Source organism: Streptomyces sp. NBC_01515, from assembly GCF_045040345.1.
In the GTDB taxonomy this organism is placed as follows: Bacteria; Actinomycetota; Actinomycetes; order Streptomycetales; family Streptomycetaceae; genus Streptomyces.
The window spans coordinates 9,241,902-9,259,495 of sequence record NZ_CP109416.1 but is presented as its reverse complement, the minus strand read 5'-3'; the positions used below and the strand labels follow the sequence as shown (position 1 = coordinate 9,259,495).

Genomic DNA, 17,594 nt, shown 5'->3' with positions numbered 1-17,594 from the left:
TGTGTCTACTCGCCTGCGCTGGACCGTTCCAGACGGAGCGTCAGGATCTGGAAGGGCCGCAGGGCGACGGCGACCGCATCGCCGTCGACAGAGACCTCGTCCGCCAACGGGCGCTCCAGCAGGTCGGTGATCTGCGCGCCGGCGAGGGGGAAGCCCGTGCGCAGGGTGCCCTGGGCGCGGCCGCCGCTCGACTCGTAGAGGCGGACCACGACGTCGCCGGACTCGTCGTCGGCGAGCTTGACCGCCTCGACGGTGATGCCGTCGCCGTCGACGGAGACGAGCGGCTCCGGGGCGCCGCCCGAATCGGCCACCCGCAGCGGGAGGTTGAGGGCGTAGCCCTCGGCGACGGCGTCCTCGATGCTCGCGCCGGGCAGCAGCGAGTAGACGAAGCGGTGCCTGCCCTGGTCGGCGCCCGGGTCCGGGATGCGCGGGGCGCGCACCAGGCTCAGCCGGACCGTGGTCGTCGTGCCGCCGTCCTCGCGGACCGTGCGGGAGACGTCGTGGCCGTACGTCGAGTCGTTGATGACGGCGACGCCGTAGCCGGGCTCGGCGAGGTGCACCCAGCGGTGGCCGGAGACCTCGAAACGGGCCGCCTCCCAGCTGGTGTTGGTGTGCGTGGGCCGCTGGATGTGGCCGAACTGGATCTCGGCGGAGGAGTGCGCCGCCCGGATGTCGACCGGGAAGCCCGCCTTGAGGAACTTCTCGGCCTCGTGCCAGTCGATGTCGGTCTCGAAGTCGATGCGGGCGCTGCCCGCGCGGACGGTGATCGTCTGCACGATCTTCGAGCCCTTGCCGAAGGACCGTTCCACGCGGATCGCGCCGAGCAGCGGGTCCTGCTCGACGACGGTGATGGAGTCGGCGTCGAGGAGGTCGGTGAAGCGGTTCTTGTAGTGCTTGTCGACGTCCCAGGCGTCCCAGTAGTTCGGGAGGTCGGTGTGCAGGCGCAGCAAGTTGCCCTGGTCCGCGAGGACTTCACGGCCGCCGTGGCGCAGGTCGCGCACGGAGGCGAGGGTGCCGTCGTCGGCGAGCTCGACGCGGACGATGCCGTTGTCGAGGACGCGGTCGGTGACGGTCACCGCCTGCGGGACGTACTCGGCGGCCAGCGGGGCGCTGCCGTTCGCGGGGACCGTCGCGTACATCGGGACGCCGGTCGCCGTGCGGATGACCTCGGCGCGGTCGTAGGGGCTGGTGTTGAAGACGCGGGTGCCGCCGCCGCCCAGCGCGGCCACGGCCGTTGCCGTCAGCTCCTCCAACTCCGTTGCCACGCGGGCGTATTCGGCCTCGGCCTCGCGGTGCACCCAGGCGATCGAGGAGCCCGGCAGGATGTCGTGGAACTGGTGCAGCAGCACCGTCTTCCACAGCTTGTCGAGCTTCTCGTACGGGTACGCGTAGCCCGGCGCGTGCAGCGCGGCCGTGGTCGCCCACAACTCGGCCTCGCGGAGCTTGTGTTCGCTGCGCCGGTTGCCCTGCTTGGTGCGGGCCTGGGAGGTGTAGGTGGCGCGGTGGAGTTCGAGGTACAGCTCGCCGACCCAGACGGGGGCGTCCGGGTACTCGGCGCGGGCCTTGGCGAAGAACTCGTCGGGGTGCTCGACGACGACCTTCGGCGAGCCCTCCAAGTCGGCGAGCCTGCGCGCCCGTTCCATGATCTCGCGGGTCGGGCCGCCGCCGCCGTCGCCCCAGCCGAAGGGGGCCAGCGAGCGCGTGGCGTTGCCCTTCTCCTGGTAGTTGCGGACCGCGCGGGACATCTCCTCGCCGCTGAAGCGGGCGTTGTAGGTGTCGACCGGCGGGAAGTGCGTGAAGATGCGGGTGCCGTCGATGCCCTCCCACCAGAAGGTGTGGTGGGGGAACTTGTTGGTCTGGTTCCAGGAGATCTTCTGGGTGAGGAACCACTCGTTGCCGGCGAGCTTGGCGAGCTGCGGGTAGGCCGCGTTGTAGCCGAAGGAGTCGGGCAGCCAGACGCCCTTGGTCTCGACGCCGAAGTGCTCGATGAAGAACCGCTTGCCGTGCACGAGTTGGCGGGCGATGGCCTCGCCGCCGGGCAGGTTGCCGTCGGACTCGACCCACATGCCGCCGACCGGCGCCCACTGGCCGCGCTTGACGGACTCCTGGATGCGGGCCCACACCTGCGGGTAGTTGTCGCGCACCCACTCGTACTGCTGGGCCTGCGAGCAGGCGAAGATGAAGTCCTCGTACTCGTCCGCGAGGGACGTCACGTTCGAGAAGGTGCGGGACGTCTTGCGCTTGGTCTCGCGGATCGGCCACAGCCACGCCGAGTCGATGTGCGCGTGCCCGACACCGGAGATGACGTGCGCGCTGGCGTTGGCCGGCTTGGAGAGCACCGGCTTCAGCGCGGCCCGTACGTCGGCGGCCGTACCGGCGACGTCGTCGAGGTCGAGGAGGTCCAGGGCGCGGTCGAGGGCGTGCATGATCTCGTGCCGGCGGGGGTCGTGCTCGCCCAGTTCCAGCATCAGTTCGCGCAGCACCTGGACGTCGAGGTCGAGGTGGAAGACCTCCTCGTCGAGGACGGCGAGGTCGGCGCGGCGGAATGTATACAGTGGACGGTCGCCTGCCGTCAGTACATCGCCGAGCGGCGTCGGCTCCGAGAAGTTGTTGGCGAGGATGTCGGGGTTGGAGGCCGCCTCGACCAGGTAGTCGATGACCTCGCCGCCGGTCGCCGGGTTGGCGATCGCCACGTACTGGTTGAGCGGGTTGACCGCCTTCAGCGGTGTCCCGTCCGCGAGGTGGACCAGGGCCTCGGCCTGGTTGCCGGGCCAGTCGCCGACGAAGCCGAGGTCGATGACGGCCTCGACGCGCTTCCCGGCCCACTCCTCCGGCACCTGCCCGCGCATCCGGAACCAGGTGGTGCCCCAGGGCGGACCCCACGGGGTGTCCATCGCGAACGGCGCGTACGGCGCCGCCGCGGCCTCCTCGAAGGGGACCGGCTCACCGGGGGCCTGCCAGGCCTCGACCGTGAAGGGCGCGGTGGCCGCGTAGATCGCCGGCTTGATGCGCTGGTCATGGGCGCGCTGGACGCGCTCCTCGATCCGGTTGCGTTCGTCGTGCATGGGAGGTCTCCAGGGAACCAGGGAGCTGAGCTGCTGAGAACGTGGGGAGCTGTTGAGAACTCGCTGCCGAGAACTCGGGGAAAGCGCTTACCGGGGCGGTGCCTACTTAAGGTACGCCAGACCCGGGTGGACCTCTGTATAGCCCTCGACCAGTCGGCGCGCGACGTTCACGGAGTCGACCAGCGGGTGCAGCGCGAAGGCCTTCACCGCGGTCGTACGGGAGCCGTTCTCGGCCGCCGCGAGGACCTCGCGCTCGACGCCCTTGACCGCGCAGACCAGGCCGGTGGCGTGGTCGGGCAGCGGGGCGACCGCGACGGGGTGGGCGCCGTTGGCGTCGACCAGGCACGGCACCTCGATGACGGCGTCCGTGTCGAGGACGGACAGCGCGCCCTGGTTGCGGACGTTGAGGATCAGGGTGGTGCGTTCGTCGCGGGCGATGGCCCGCATCAGGGCGAGGGCGACCTTCTCGTAGCCGCCGGAGAGGTCGTCGGCGTCGCGTTCGCCGGCGCCGGCGGTCTCCCGGTTCTCCGCCATGTAGGTCGCCTCGCGCTCGGCGCGGGTACGGTCCCAGGCGGTCAGCGCGGCCGTGTCCGGGCGCTTCATCTCGTCGTAGAACTGGGCCTGTTGGTCGCGCAGGAACGCGCCGCGGGTCTTCTCGACCTCGCTGTAGGCGCGGACGGTCTCGCGGTTGAAGTAGTAGTAGTGCAGGTACTCGTTCGGGATGGCGCCGAGCGACTGGAGCCAGTCGGTGCCGAAGAGCTTGCCCTCCTCGAAGGAGCCGAGCAGGTCCGGGTCGGCGAGCAGGCGCGGGAGTTCGTCGCGGCCGGCGACGCGCAGGCCGCGGACCCAGCCGAGGTGGTTGAGGCCGACGTAGTCGATGAAGGCCTCGCGCGGGTCGGCGCCGAGCACCGTGGCGATACGGCGGCCGAGGCCGACCGGGGAGTCGCAGATGCCGATGACGCGGTCGCCGAGGTGGCGGGACATGGCCTCGGTGACCAGGCCCGCCGGGTTGGTGAAGTTGATGACCCAGGCGTCGGGGGCGAGGCGGGCCACGCGCCGGGCGATGTCGACGGCGACGGGGACGGTTCGTAGACCATAGGCAATACCGCCGGCGCCGACCGTCTCCTGGCCGAGGACGCCTTGTGCGAGGGCCACCCGCTCGTCGTCGGCGCGGCCTTCGAGGCCGCCGACGCGGATCGCGGAGAAGATGAAGTCGGCGCCGCGCAGGGCCTCGTCGAGGTCCGTGGTGGCGGTGACGGTGGGGGCGTCGGGCACGGTGGCGGCCTGTTCGGCCAGTACACGGGCGACCGCATACAGTCGACTGTCGTCGAGGTCGTGCAGCACCACCTCGGTGACCCGGCCCTCGCCGCGGTCCGTCAGGAGTGCCCCGTACACGAGCGGCACCCGGAACCCGCCGCCGCCCAGAATCGTCAGCTTCACGCTTTCACCTTTCCTGCCACGACGACCTCGACGCCCGCTTCCTCCAGGGAGGAACGGGTCACCGGGTCGACCGGGGCGTTCGTCACCACCGCGTCCAGGTCCTCGGGACCGCACACCTTCGCCATCCCCGTCCCCGGGAACTTCTGCGCGTCGGCGAGCAGCACGACCTTGTCGGCGGCCTTGATCATGGCCCGTTTCACCGGCACCTCGACGACCGTCGTGTCCATCACCTGGCCGCCGGGCCGCACTCCGCTGGTGCCGAGGAAGAGCCAGTCGGCGTGCAGCTGGCGCAGGTTGTCCTCGGTGAGGAAGCCCACCAGGGAGCGGTACTCGCGCCGGACCATGCCGCCGAGCAGCACCAGTTCGATGCCCTCGTCGTCGGCCAGCTCCTCGTAGACCACGAGGTTGCTGGTGATCACGGTGAGCCGGCGGCCGTGCAGCTGGCGGGCCAGCCGGTAGGCGGTGGTGCCGATGTCGAGGAGGACGGACTGGCCGTCCGCGACCATCGCCGCGGCGCGCGCGGCTATCGCGTCCTTCTCGGCCACCCGCACCTCGGCGACCTCGGCGAAGGGCTGGTCGCCCTCGTCGGCCACGGCACCGCCGTGGACACGCGTGAGCAGTCCGTCCTCCTCCAGTTTGAGCAGATCACGCCTGATGGTGGCGGGGCTCACACCCAGCTGCTCGGAGAGATCGGTCACGGCCGCGGGGCCCCCTGAGCGCAGGGCCCGCAGGATGAGTTGATGTCGTCGTTCTGCCAGCACGTCGCGAACACTACTCGTCATCTTCAATCATTTCTATGCTCAGTTCTGCTTGGGTATTGACCAATCTCGTCGAGCAGCGCACGATTCCGGTCACCGAAATGAAGAGTTTTGACGAACTCTCCAGACGACGTGCCGACGAGAGGATGCGCGCGTGGACGACCCCCGGCCCGATGTGCTGCTGACCGGGCTGCTCTTCTACGACCTCGTCCTCACGGGTCTGGGGCAGCCGCCGACGCCGGGCGAGGAGATCTGGACGGCCGGCATGGGCTGCGGCCCCGGCGGCATCGCGAACCTCGCGGTCGCCGCGTCCCGCTTCGGCCTGAGCACCTCCCTGGCCACGGTCTTCGGCGACGACTTCTACGGCGCGTACTGCCATGAGGTCCTCGCCGGCCAGGAGGGCGTCGACCTCTCCCTGTCCCGCACCGCGAACGGCTGGCACACCCCCGTCACCGTCTCGCTCGCCCACGGCGACGACCGGGCGCTGGTCACCCACGGCCAGGAACCGCCGTACTCGCAGGACGTGCTGATGGGCGACCCGCCCGAGGCGCGGACCGCGCTGGTGCACCTGGAGTCCGAGCCGCGCGCGTGGCTCGCCAAGGCCTCCGCGAACGGCACGCAGATCTACGCCGACGTCGGCTGGGACCCCACCGAGCAGTGGTCACGCGACCTGCTCGACCAACTCGCCCTGTGCCACGCCTTCCTCCCCAACGAGGCCGAGGCGATGGCCTACACCCGCACCGACAGCGCGGTCGCGGCGCTCGGCACCCTCACCGAACTGGTGCCGGTCGCGGTGATCACGCGGGGCGGCGACGGGGCGGTCGCCGTCGACCAGACGACCGGCGAGTACGCGGAGGTCCCGGCGCTGGCCGTCGACGTCCTGGACGCGACGGGTGCCGGTGACGTGTTCGGCGCGAGTTTCGTCGCGGCCTCGCTCGGCGGCTGGCCGCTGGAGGAACGGCTGCGGTTCGCGGTGCTCGCGGCCGGGCTGTCCGTCCAGCACCACGGCGGCGCGCTGGCGGCGCCCGGCTGGTACGGCGTCGACCGTTGGCTGCATACAGTCCGCGATCCCGAACTGCGGCGTGCGTACGGCTTCCTCGTCGACAGGATCCCGGCGGACCCCGGCCCGCCCGTCAGGTACGCGCCCGTCACTCCCCCCGCACCGCAGTAGCCCTTCCCCACCCCGCAAGTCCCTTCCAAGTCCCCCCACTTGAGTCCCTCGTATGCACGACCCGAACAGATCGAACAGATCCGAAAGGCGGTGGGAGCTGTGCGGCTCTCACGAAGAGGCCTGCTCCGTGCGGGCCTGGCCGGTACGGCCGCCACGGCGCTCGGCGGCCTGACGTCCGGCTGCGCCGTTCCGACCGGTTCCACCGGCCGGAACATGGTCCTGTGGTACTGGGACGGCGGCCTCGGCGACACGGTCGTCAAGAACGCCAAGGCGCGTTACGACCGTACGGTCGACCTCCAGGCGATCAAGATCGGCGGCTACTACCGGTCCAAGCTGATCACCACGATGGCCGGCAAGGCCCACATCCCCGACATCGCCGGCCTCAAGGGCGAGGACATGGCGTCCTATCTGCCCAACGCCGACCAGTTCGTGGACCTCAGGACACTCGGCGCGGACAAGTACAGGAGCCAGTACCTGACGTGGAAGTGGGAGCAGGGCATCGCCGACGACGGCACGATGGTCGGCTTCCCCATCGACTGCGGTCCGGTCGCGCACTTCTACCAGTACGCCGTCTTCCGCAAGGCCGGGCTGCCGTACGAACCGGCCGACGTGTCACAGGAGTTGAACACCTGGGACAAGTTCTTCGCGGCGGGCGAGCAGTTGAAGAAGCGGATTCCGGGGACGTACCTGGTCACCGACGTCAACAGCATCTTCGAGAACGTGGTCAACCAGGGCTCCAAGCGGTACGTCGACAAGGACCGTCACTTCATCGGCGACCAGCAACACGTGCGCGACGCCTGGGCGTTGGCGGTGGAGACCAAGCAGCGCAAGATCGTCTCGGATCTGGTCAGCGGCACCCCGGACCAGCTCTCCGCCGTACAGGACGGCAAGCTGCCGAGCCAGCTCAACGCCTCCTGGGCGACCAGCGACATCAAGACGGGCGTGCCAAAGACCAAGGGGCGATGGCGAGTTGCCCAGATGCCGGTGCGGCCGGCCAACAACGGCGGCTCGTTCCTGTCGATCACCAAGGCGTGCCGCGAGCCCGAGCAGGCCTTCGCGATCATCAGCTGGATCCTGAACGCGGCCAACCAGGCCCAGGGTTTCGTCGACGCCGGCCTGTTCCCCTCCACCCCCGCCTCGTACGACCTGAAGTCGGTGCGTGTACCGGACCCGTTCTTCGGCGGCCAGGACACGATGGACATCTTCGGGCCCGCCGCGCAGAAGATCACGGTCGCCTACAACAGCCCGTTCGACATCGCGCTCGGGCAGCCCCTCAAGGACGAGATCAAGAACGTCGGCGTCCTCGGCAAGGACCCCAAGAAGGCCTGGAGTGACGCCATGAGCAAGTGCCGGCGCATCGCGGACCACCTGGGGGTGAGCTACTGATGGCCACCGCACTGGACAAGCCCCCGGCCGCCGTGGACAGTTCGTCCGCCACCTCGCGGCCCAGGAGCGGCTTCCGCAAGTACTGGCATCTGTATGCCGCGATCTCCCCGTTCTATCTGCTGTTCCTCTGCTTCGGGCTGATCCCCGTAGGCTTCTCGTTCTACCTCTCCCTGCACCGCTGGGACGGCCTCGGCTCCATGGAGTGGGCGGGTCTGTCGCAGTACAAGTACCTGCTGAGCGACACCGACTTCTGGAACTCGATCGGCAACACCCTGATCATCTGGGCGCTGGCGACGTTCCCCATGATCTTCCTCGCGATGATCACGGCCGTGATGCTCAACTCGGCGGTCCGCTTCAAGAACGTGTACCGCTTCGCCTACTTCCTCCCGAACGTCACCTCGGTGGTGGCGATCGCGATCGTCTTCGGCTCGGTGTTCTCCACCAACTTCGGCCTGGTGAACGCCCTCTTGCAGGCGGTGGGCATCGACCAGATCGCCTGGCTGAACACCCCGTGGGGCATCAAGATCGCCATCGCGACGCTGATGACCTGGCAGTGGACCGGCTACAACGCGATCATCTTCCTCGCCGGTCTGCAGACCATCCCGAGCGAGGTGTACGAGGCGGCCCGGATGGACGGCGCCGGCCCGGTCCAGACGTTCTTCCGGATCACGCTGCCGATGATGCGGCCGGTGCTGCTGTTCGTCCTCGTCATCTCGACGGTCACCGGTCTGCAGAGCTTCTCCGAACCACAGGTGCTGCTGCAGAACACCTCCAACGACTCGACGTTCGCGGGCGGTCCGGGCCACTCCGGCCAGACGATGGTCCTGTACTTCTTCCAACAGACCTTCGACAACAACGACTTCGGTTACGGCGCCGCCGTGGCCTGGGGCATCTTCCTCGTCGTCATCATCTTCTCCATCGTCAACTGGCGCCTGGTACAGCGCCGGGGCGAAGACTAGGGAGCCGGTCACCATGGCATTCTTCCAAGGCACACGGCGGCCGAAGGCGATCCGGGGCACCCGGAGCCGCGGCGTCGCCCTCCATGTCTCCCTGATCCTGGGCGTGTTGCTCTCGGCCTTCCCGTTCTACTGGGCCGTGATCATGTCGACGCACACCTCGTCGGAGATCTTCTCCTACCCGCCGAAGCTGCTGCCGGGCACGCACTTCCTGGAGAACGTGCGCAGCCTCTTCGACAACATCGACTTCTTCGGCTCGATGTTCAACTCGGTGCTCGTGGCGGGGTCGGTGACCTTCCTGGTCCTGTTCTTCGACTCGCTGGCCGCGTTCGTCTTCGCCAAGTTCCAGTTCCCCGGCAAGAACGTGATGTTCGCGCTGCTGATGGGCATCTTCATGGTGCCGGCGCAGCTCGCGGCCATCCCGCAGTTCGTCATCATGGCGAAGCTCGGCTGGATCGGCTCGATGACCGCGCTGATCGTGCCGGCGGCGGCCAACGCATTCGGCATCTTCTGGATGCGCCAGTACATGAAGAGCGCGATCCACGACGAACTCCTCGACGCCTCCCGCATCGACGGCGCGAGCTTCCTGCGCCAGTACTGGCACGTCGCCCTCCCGGTGGTCCGCCCGGGCCTCGCCTTCCTCGGCATCTTCACCTTCATGGGCCAGTGGAACGACTACGCCTGGCCCCTGATCGCCCTCACCAACCCGAACAACGTCACCCTCCAGGTGGCCCTGTCCCAGCTCAACGGCACCCACGGCACCACCGACTACGGAATGGTCATGACCGGCGCGCTGCTGGCCCTCGTCCCCCTGCTGATCGTGTTCGCGGTCGGCGCCAAGCAGATCATCGGCGACCTCGGCAAGGGAGCCATCCGCTGATGACCGACCCGCTGCTCGCGCTCCGCCCCTGGGAGTCACCCGAGGTGACCTCCTGGGGGCGGTTGCCCATGTCCGCCGTCGACCGCCGCGCCGGCGCCCGCTCCCTCGACGGCGACTGGCGCTTCCAACTGCTGCCCGCGCCCGACGCGCCGTTGGCGGACGCCTGGTCGTCCGCATACGTTCCGGGCGTATGGACCATGCAGGATACGGACGACCTTCCGCAGTACACGAACGTCCGTATGCCGTATGCGGAATTCCCTCCACAGTCGCCGGTCCACAATCCGACGGGTGTCTACGAGCGTGAGGTGGACGTCCCGGCCGACTGGGCCGGGCGGCGGATCGTGCTCCAGGTCGGCGCCGCCGAGAGCGTGCTGCTCGTGCACGTGGACGGGCGGCCCGTCGGCCTCTCCAAGGACTCCCACCTCGCCGCCGAGTTCGACCTCTCGCACGTCGTACGTCCCGGCGGGCGGGCCACCGTACGGCTGACCGTCGTCAAGTGGTCGGACTCCTCGCACATCGAGGACCAGGACCAGTGGTGGCACGGGGGCATCACACGCTCGGTGCTGCTGTACGCGACCGACCCGCTGTATCTCGCGGACGTGACCGTGCGGGCGTCCCACGACGGCGAGCTGCGGGTCGACTGCCAGGTGCGGGACGCGGGTGGCGCGCTGCCCGCCGGGTGGTACGTCAGCGGTGATCTCGACGGTCAACTCCTCACCCAGGACGAGGAGTTCGACCGGTTCAACACCGAGGACGACCGGGTATCCGACTTCCTCGGCGAGGCCCGCATGCGCGCCACCGTGCCCGAGGTCCGCACCTGGAACGCCGAGACGCCCGAGCTGTACGGCCTCGCCGTCCGGCTGCACCGCGCCGACGGAACGGTCGCCGACGCCTCGTACCGGCGCATCGGTTTCCGGGACGTGGAGATCGTCGGGCGGGACCTGCTCGTCAACGGCGAGCGCGTGTACATCCGGGGCGTCAACCGGCACGACTTCCATCCACTGACCGGCCGCACGGTGTCGTACGACGACATGCGCGCGGACCTGGTGCTGCTCAAGCGGTTCGGCTTCAACGCGGTCCGCACCGCGCACTACCCGAACGACCCGGCGCTCTACGACCTCGCCGACGAGCTGGGTTTCTACGTCGTCGACGAGGCGGACATCGAGTCGCACGACCACGCGCACGAGATCGCGGACGACCCGCGCTATCTGAACGCGTTCGTGGACCGGGTGTCGAGGATGGTGCTGCGCGACAAGAACCACCCCTCGGTCATCATCTGGTCGCTCGGCAACGAGTCCGACTACGGCGCCAATCACGACGCGGCGGCCGGCTGGGTCCGGCGCCACGACCCGACCAGACCGGTCCAGTACGAGGGCGCGGCCAAGCGCGGCTGGGCCGACCCCGACCTCGCCTCCGACATCGCGTGCCCGATGTACGCGCCGCTGGAGGACTGTGTCGCGCACGCCCTGTCCGGCGAGCAGACCAAGCCGTTGATCCAGTGCGAGTACTCCCACGCGATGGGCAACAGCAACGGGACCCTCGCGGCCCACTGGGCCGCCATCGAGTCAACCCCGGGTCTTCAGGGCGGCTTCATCTGGGAGTTCTGGGACCACGGGATCCTGCAACGTGTGAGCGACGGAAGACCCACCGGCCGCGCGGGCGCCGGACTGTACGACAACGGTGTCGCCGCGCCCGGTCAACGCTGGGCGTACGGCGGTGACTTCGGCGAGTCGATCCACGACGGCGCGTTCATCGCGGACGGCGTGGTGTTTCCCGACCGCACGCCCAAGCCGGTCATGTTCGAGCACCGGGAGATCGCGGCGCCGGTACGCATCGAGAGTTTCCGGCACGAGGGCATCGTCCTCGGCAACCACCTGCACTTCCGGGGCCTCGACTGGCTTGCCGGTACGTGGGAGTTGGCCCTCGCGGACGGCCGTACGCTGACCGCTCCGGCCGAACTGCCCGCCCTGCGCCCGGGTGAGACGGCGGCCGTTCCGCTGCCGTTCGAGCTGCCGGAGGACGGCGGCGAGGCCTGGCTGACGCTGCGCGTGACGACGGCCGAGGACCAGCCGTGGGCACCGCGCGGCACGGACGTGTGCGCACCCCAGGTACGGCTGCGGACGGCAACTCCCATGACGCCGGTGGTTGGCGGCGGCCGGGTCGAGGTCGACGGCGAATGCCTTCTCCGCCACCCGCTGTTGACGGTCGCCCCGGCCCTGTCCCTGTGGCGGGCGCCCACCGACAACGACGAGTTGGGCGGCATGGCGGCGCGCTGGCGGACCTGGGGGCTCGACTCGCTGGTCCGCAAGATTGTCTCGGTACGGCGGGACGGCGAGCGGGTGACGACGGTCGCCGAGTACGCCGGGGCGGTCGGTGTGGTCCGGCACTGTCAGGTGTTCACACCGGTCGAGGGCGGGGTCCTGGTCGAGGAATCGGCCGAACTGCCCGATGAGTTCGTCGACGTGGCCCGGGTGGGCACCGTGTTCGAGACGGTGCCGGGGCTTGATCTGCTGGAGTGGTTCGGCCGGGGTCCCTGGGAGTCGTACCCCGACCGCAGCACGGGCGCGCCCGTGGGCCACCACTCGGTTCCCGTCGACGAGTTGTTCACCCCGTATCTGCGGCCGCAGGAGAGCGGCGGCCGGCACGGGGTACGGCGGTTCACGCTGTCGGCACCGGACGCCACCGGTCTCGCGGTCGACCTCGACGAGCCCCGCCAGGTCTCGGTGACCCGCCATCGCGCCGAGGACCTGACCGCCGTACGGCACCACGACGAACTGGTGCCGCGCGCGTCCTGCGTGGTGCAACTCGACGCGGCGCACCGGGGGTTGGGCACGGCGTCGTGCGGTCCCGACACGTCACCGGAGTATCTCGTCCCACCGGGTGTCCATCGCTGGAGCTGGACCCTGCGCGTTCTCTGAATCCCTCAGGTTCCGGCTCCACAGCCTTGAACTCCCCAGCTTTCACGAGCACTTACCCACGGAGCACACGTGTGTACTTCGCATGAGCACGAGTACGAGAGCGACCAGTGCGAGACTGCCCGGGCCGGCGCCGGTCGGCGCAGTTTCCTGCGGGCGACCGCGCTGCTCGGCGCCGCCGCCACGGCGGGCGTCGCCCTGCCTGGCGCCGCCGAGGCGGCCCCCATCTCGGCATCGGCGACGGCGAGTTGGCGGCCCGACACCGACAGCCGCCGCTTCACGCTCGCGGTGATGCCGGACACCCAGTACCTCTTCGACGGGCCGAGCATCGACAAGGCGCCGATCGAGGCCTCGCTGCGCTATCTCCTGGAGCACGGCAAGGACGAGAACATCGTGTTCCTGTCCCACCTGGGCGACCTGACGCAGAACGGCGCGAAGCCCGAATTCGCCGCGATCGGCGAGGCGTTCAGGCTGCTGGACCGGCGGGGCGTCGGCTACAGCGTGCTGGCCGGCAACCACGACGTGAACTCCTCGACCGACGACCAGCGCGGCACCTCGCCGTACCTGGACACGTTCGGGCCGCAGCGCTTCAAGGGTGCGCGCACGTTCGGCGGTGCGTCCGCCGACGGTTACAACACGTACCACCTCTTCGAGGCGGCGGGCCGTGAGTGGATGGTGCTGGCGCTGGACTGGCGGCTGTCGGCGAAGGGGTACGCGTGGGCCAAGAGCGTGCTGGCCCAGCACCCGCACACGCCGGTGATCCTGACGACGCACGAGCTGGTCGTCGAGGACGACCAACTGTCGGCCTACGGGCAGCAGTTGTGGGACCAGCTGATCGAGGACCACGACCAGATCTTCCTCACGCTCAACGGGCACTACTGGCCCGCCGGTCGGGCAACGCGTAAGAACGCGGCGGGGAATGACGTCCATCTGCACCTGACGAACTATCAGAACCGTTACTTCGGCGGCGCGGCGATGATCCGCCTCTACCGCTTCGACCTGGACCGCGGGGTCATCGACATCGAGACCGTCTCCCCGTGGATCCTGGGCCGGGCGGCAAAGGGCCTCAACGAGCTGGAGCGCCAGGAGATCGAACTCAGCGGCGACGCCGACCGGTTCACCGTCGACATCGACTTCGCGACCCGTTTCTCCGGCTTCGCCCCGGTCCCCGCCCGCCCCTCGCGCCCCACCTCGAAGCTCCTCGTCCCCGGCACAGTGGCGTACTGGCGCTTCGACGGACACGACGACGCCACGGCCGTGAGCGGCACCGTCCGCGACCAGTCCGGGCGCGGCAACGACCTCACCCTCGTCACGGTCGGCGGCGGCACCCTGAACTGGTCCTCGGACCACCACCCCGACCAACCCGGCCACGGCAGCCTGGAGTTCACGGGCTACAAGTCACCGCTCAAGGGCGCGTATCTGCGCACGGTCGACGGAGCACCCCTCAACTCGGCGACGTTCAAGCGGGGTTACACCGTCGAGGCGTTCTACCGGTTGCCCGCGGACTGGGACCCCGACCACAACGCCTGGTCGGGGCTGGTGAGTCGGACCGGCACGGGCGGCGCCGCGGGCAAGACCGGGGACGACCCGGACGAGCCCCTCGCCACGCTCTCGCTCTCCAACGACCGCGAACCCCAGTGGGCGGTACGGCCGTTGAACCAGGAGGGCATCGCCAGCAACTGGGGGCAGGAGACCCCGCTGGAGACCTGGTGGCACCTCGCCGTGGTCAGCGACGGCAAGCACACCACCCTCTACGTCGAGGGCTGCCCGGTCGTGCGCAATCCGACGGCGACCGCCGTGGGCCTCACCTCGGTCGGCCTGCCCTGGCTGCTCGGCGGCTACGAGTACGCCGGGAAGATCGACCAGATCCTGCACGGCCGACTCGGCGACGTCCGGATCGTCGAACGGGCGCTGCCCGTCGCCTCCTTCATGAACCACTGACTTCATGGCCAACTGACTCCACGAACCACTGACTTCATGAACCACTGACAGCCCTCCAGCCTCCAGAGGACTTCCGAACCATCATGGCCGAGCAGCAGTTGCCCTCCTGGGCCGATCCGTCCGTCTCCCCCGCCGCCCTCGACGCGCAGGGTGTCTCCCGACGCCAACTCCTGCGCCGCGCGGGCCTGTTCGGTGCCGCGTTCACCCTCGGCGCGGGCCCGCTCGCCACCTCCGCCTCGGCGGCCGGGCGGGGTTACGGCGGCAACGACCCGCGCCTCGCCTACCTCGTCGGCGACCATCACGTGCACTCCGTGTACAGCCACGACGCGAAGTACACGTTCTCCCAGCAGGCACAGGCCGCCGCGAAGTACGGCCTCGACTGGATGGTGTTCAACGAGCACTCCAACTTCGGACACGCCTCCTACGGCGCCGAGTTGGAGCACGCCGAGATCCTCAAGGCACGCGCCGCGAACCCCCGCCAGCTGATCTTCCAGGGCCTGGAGTGGTACATCCCGGCCGCCGAGCACTGCACGGTGTTCGCCGCGCCCGGCCGCCACGAGGTGGATCTGCTCACGCAGTTCGAACTCGCCTACGACGGGAAACTGTTGGGCTACGACAAGGGCGGCGTCGCCGACGCGGACACCGCCCGCAACGAGGCCCACGCGGTGAAGGCCATCAAGTGGCTGGCGGAGCAGCGCCGTTCGGGCTACGTCGACGACGTCCTCGTCCTCGCCAACCACCCGCTGCGCCTGGGTATCGACTCCCCGCACGAGATGCGTAACTGGCGGGACGCGGCCCCCGAGATCATGATCGGCATGGAGGGCGCACCCGGCGCCCAGGGCGCGGCCCTCCCCGGCTGGCGCGGTGCCACGTCGATCCGCGGCGAGTACGAGAACAAGCCGTCGGCGCAGTCCTGGTCGGGCTATCCGGCGGACGCGTATGTGACGTACGGCGGGTTCGACTGGGCGACGGCGACCGTCGGCGGGCTGTGGGACTCGATGCTGGCCGAGGGCCGGCTGTTCTCGATCACCACCAACTCCGACAACCACCGTACGGTCTACGACACTTGGGCCAACGGTGCCTGGCCCGACGGGCAGAACTTCGACAACACCGGCAAGCTGCCCGACCCGGTGAACACCGACTCCCCGCAGCCCGGCAGCGACTTCTGGCCCGGCGAGTTCAGCCGCACCCATGTGGGCGTGACCCGCTACGGCTACCGCGAGGTGATGGCGGGCATGCGAGCGGGCCGGGTCTGGGTGGACCACGGGCATCTGCTGGACGGGCTCGACGTCCGCCTGAAGCGTGACTGCGACCACGGCCAGGGTGTCACCCTGGGCGGCCGGCTGCGGGTCCGCAAGGGCGACCGGCTCACGCTGAACATCACCGTGACGACCGCCTCGCGGCCCAACGCCCAGGGAATCCTGCCCGAGTTGGCGCACGTGGACGTGATCCGGGGAGCGGTGCGCGGTGCGGTGTCCGACCGGGACGCGTGGCGGGCGCCGGACACGAAGGTCGTGCGTACGGCGGACGTCGGCGGCCGCAAGGGGACGTACACCCTGCGCATCCCGGTGACCGCCGGGGACGAGTCCTTCTACCTGCGGCTGCGCGGCAGCGACGGCGAGCGGCACGGCGCGGGGTACCTCGGCGCCTCGGTCGATCCGCACGGCCCGATCCCCCATGAGCCCGGAAACGGTGACCCGTGGGCCGACACATGGTTCTATTCCAACCCCATCTTCGTCGACCTGGCAGGTATCTGATGAAGCGTCAACTCACTCTCCTCGCCGCCTTATTGGGTGCTCTCACGCTCGGCGTGAGCACCTCCTCGGCCGCGGCCGCCACCACGTGGGTGGAGACCGGCACGGCGTACACCGGCAGCCTCGGCGGCGGTGAGGGCGTCGCCAGTCAGGCGGACGGCTCGCTGCTGTACCGCGGGCTGGCGTCCATCCCGCTGGATCTGCGCATCCAGGGCTGGAACCACATCGGCGACCCGGACATCGCCAACGGCTACATCTTCGACGCCTACCAGGGCGCCGACACGGGCACGTCCAAGATGTTCGCGGTCACCACGCCGTCCGGGACGCGCTACTCGTACGTCCACACGCTGGACTCGGGCGAGAAGATCAACAACTCGTTCGACGCGATCTCGCCCGACACGCAGTGGATGGTGTCGGGCGAGTGGGGCGACCAGTCCAGACTCCAGGTCTTCCCCACGCCCCTGCTCAACCCGTCGACTCCGGCGACGGGCGGGGCGCTGCCGCAGGCCGGGCAGATCACCCTGGACAAGACGGTGAACGACATCCAGGGCTGCGACTTCGTGACGGACACCCGCCTGGTGTGCGTCTCGGACGACGCGTCGGGGACCAAGTTCCCCGAGATCCGCCCGCTCCTCCAGGTCGACCTCCCGCACAAGCTGGACGGCCAGCCGACCACCGGCACGGTCACCAGCCTGTTCGCACTGCCGGCACGCAGCATCTGCACGGGCACGTTCGAGGCCGAGGGCATCGACTACGACGTGAACAGCGGCACACTGCGCGCCGAGGTCGTCCAGCCGGGCGTGTGCCAGGTGTCGACGAGCGTCTACTCGTACAAACAGCAGTAGACGAACGGTAGTTGCGGCTGCCGGTCAGGCGTAGAACCGCGAGAGACTCTGCAGGACGGCGGCGGGCTTCGGCCCGCCGTCGATCTCGATCGCTCCGTCGACCGCGACCTGCACTCCGCCCGGCACGTCCTCCACCGAGGCCAGCTTCGCGACGAGCCGTATCCGCGACCCCACCTTGACCGGTGCGGGGAAACGCACCTTGTTCAGGCCGTAGTTGACCTTCGTCGACACGCCCTCGACGTCCAGCAGCTCGGTGAAGAGCGGGATGAAGAGGGAGAGGGTCAGATAGCCGTGCGCGATGGGCGCGCCGAAGGGGCCCGCCGCCGCCTTCTCCGGGTCGACGTGGATCCACTGGTGGTCGCCGGTCGCGTCGGCGAAGGTGTTGACGCGTTCCTGGGTGACCTCGATCCACTCGCTGGTGCCGAGGTCGCTGCCCGCGAGCTTCTTGAGTTCGTCGAGGCCGTTCACGGTGATGGTCATAAG

General features: G+C 69.4%; 12 protein-coding genes. 8 read left to right on the top strand and 4 right to left on the bottom strand.

Annotated features, from left to right (window positions below):
* Positions 1–5: 5 nt before the first annotated feature.
* The 3 genes from OG407_RS41280 to OG407_RS41270 form a co-directional block, all read right to left on the bottom strand.
* Positions 6–3,065: an alpha-mannosidase gene (locus tag OG407_RS41280; protein ID WP_405865374.1), complete on the bottom strand. Its 3,060-nt coding sequence runs from the start codon at positions 3,063–3,065 to the stop codon at positions 6–8.
* Between the two features lie 102 nt (positions 3,066–3,167).
* Complete coding sequence (locus tag OG407_RS41275) at positions 3,168–4,505, bottom strand: 6-phospho-beta-glucosidase (protein ID WP_405865372.1); 1,338 nt, start codon at positions 4,503–4,505, stop codon at positions 3,168–3,170.
* Positions 4,502–5,266 carry a DeoR/GlpR family DNA-binding transcription regulator gene (locus OG407_RS41270; RefSeq protein WP_019058991.1) on the bottom strand — a complete coding sequence of 255 codons (765 nt, stop codon included), beginning with the start codon at positions 5,264–5,266 and terminating at the stop codon, positions 4,502–4,504. The genes OG407_RS41275 and OG407_RS41270 overlap by 4 nt, the downstream gene beginning before the upstream one ends.
* A gap of 151 nt (positions 5,267–5,417) precedes the next feature.
* On the opposite strand from OG407_RS41270, the gene OG407_RS41265 reads away from it, so the two are divergent.
* From OG407_RS41265 to OG407_RS41230, 8 genes are all read left to right on the top strand, one after another.
* Positions 5,418–6,434: a carbohydrate kinase family protein gene (locus OG407_RS41265; RefSeq protein WP_405865370.1), complete on the top strand. Its 1,017-nt coding sequence runs from the start codon at positions 5,418–5,420 to the stop codon at positions 6,432–6,434.
* 99 nt (positions 6,435–6,533) lie between these two features.
* Entirely contained in the window at positions 6,534–7,820 is a 1,287-nt protein-coding gene (locus tag OG407_RS41260; protein ID WP_405865368.1) for an ABC transporter substrate-binding protein, read from the top strand.
* Positions 7,820–8,779: a sugar ABC transporter permease gene (locus OG407_RS41255; protein WP_327399989.1), complete on the top strand. Its 960-nt coding sequence runs from the start codon at positions 7,820–7,822 to the stop codon at positions 8,777–8,779. Before OG407_RS41260 ends, OG407_RS41255 begins: the two co-directional genes overlap by 1 nt.
* 13 nt (positions 8,780–8,792) lie before the next feature.
* On the top strand, positions 8,793–9,656 hold the full coding sequence (locus OG407_RS41250; protein WP_366493519.1) for a carbohydrate ABC transporter permease: 864 nt from the start codon (positions 8,793–8,795) through the stop codon (positions 9,654–9,656).
* A complete protein-coding gene (locus OG407_RS41245) occupies positions 9,656–12,574 on the top strand; it encodes a glycoside hydrolase family 2 TIM barrel-domain containing protein (protein ID WP_405865365.1) in 2,919 nt (972 codons plus the stop codon). The genes OG407_RS41250 and OG407_RS41245 overlap by 1 nt, the downstream gene beginning before the upstream one ends.
* A gap of 69 nt (positions 12,575–12,643) precedes the next feature.
* Complete coding sequence (locus tag OG407_RS41240; protein ID WP_405865363.1) at positions 12,644–14,512, top strand: LamG-like jellyroll fold domain-containing protein; 1,869 nt, start codon at positions 12,644–12,646, stop codon at positions 14,510–14,512.
* 83 nt (positions 14,513–14,595) lie between these two features.
* Positions 14,596–16,269: a PHP domain-containing protein gene (locus OG407_RS41235; protein WP_405865361.1), complete on the top strand. Its 1,674-nt coding sequence runs from the start codon at positions 14,596–14,598 to the stop codon at positions 16,267–16,269.
* The gene (locus OG407_RS41230) at positions 16,269–17,111 is read left to right on the top strand and encodes a hypothetical protein (RefSeq protein ID WP_405865359.1); all 843 of its coding nucleotides are present in this window, start codon (positions 16,269–16,271) and stop codon (positions 17,109–17,111) included. The genes OG407_RS41235 and OG407_RS41230 overlap by 1 nt, the downstream gene beginning before the upstream one ends.
* Before the next feature lie 24 nt (positions 17,112–17,135).
* Here OG407_RS41230 and OG407_RS41225 read toward each other — a convergent pair whose 3' ends face one another.
* The gene (locus tag OG407_RS41225; RefSeq protein WP_403586017.1) at positions 17,136–17,591 is read right to left on the bottom strand and encodes a MaoC family dehydratase; all 456 of its coding nucleotides are present in this window, start codon (positions 17,589–17,591) and stop codon (positions 17,136–17,138) included.
* Positions 17,592–17,594: the final 3 nt, after the last annotated feature.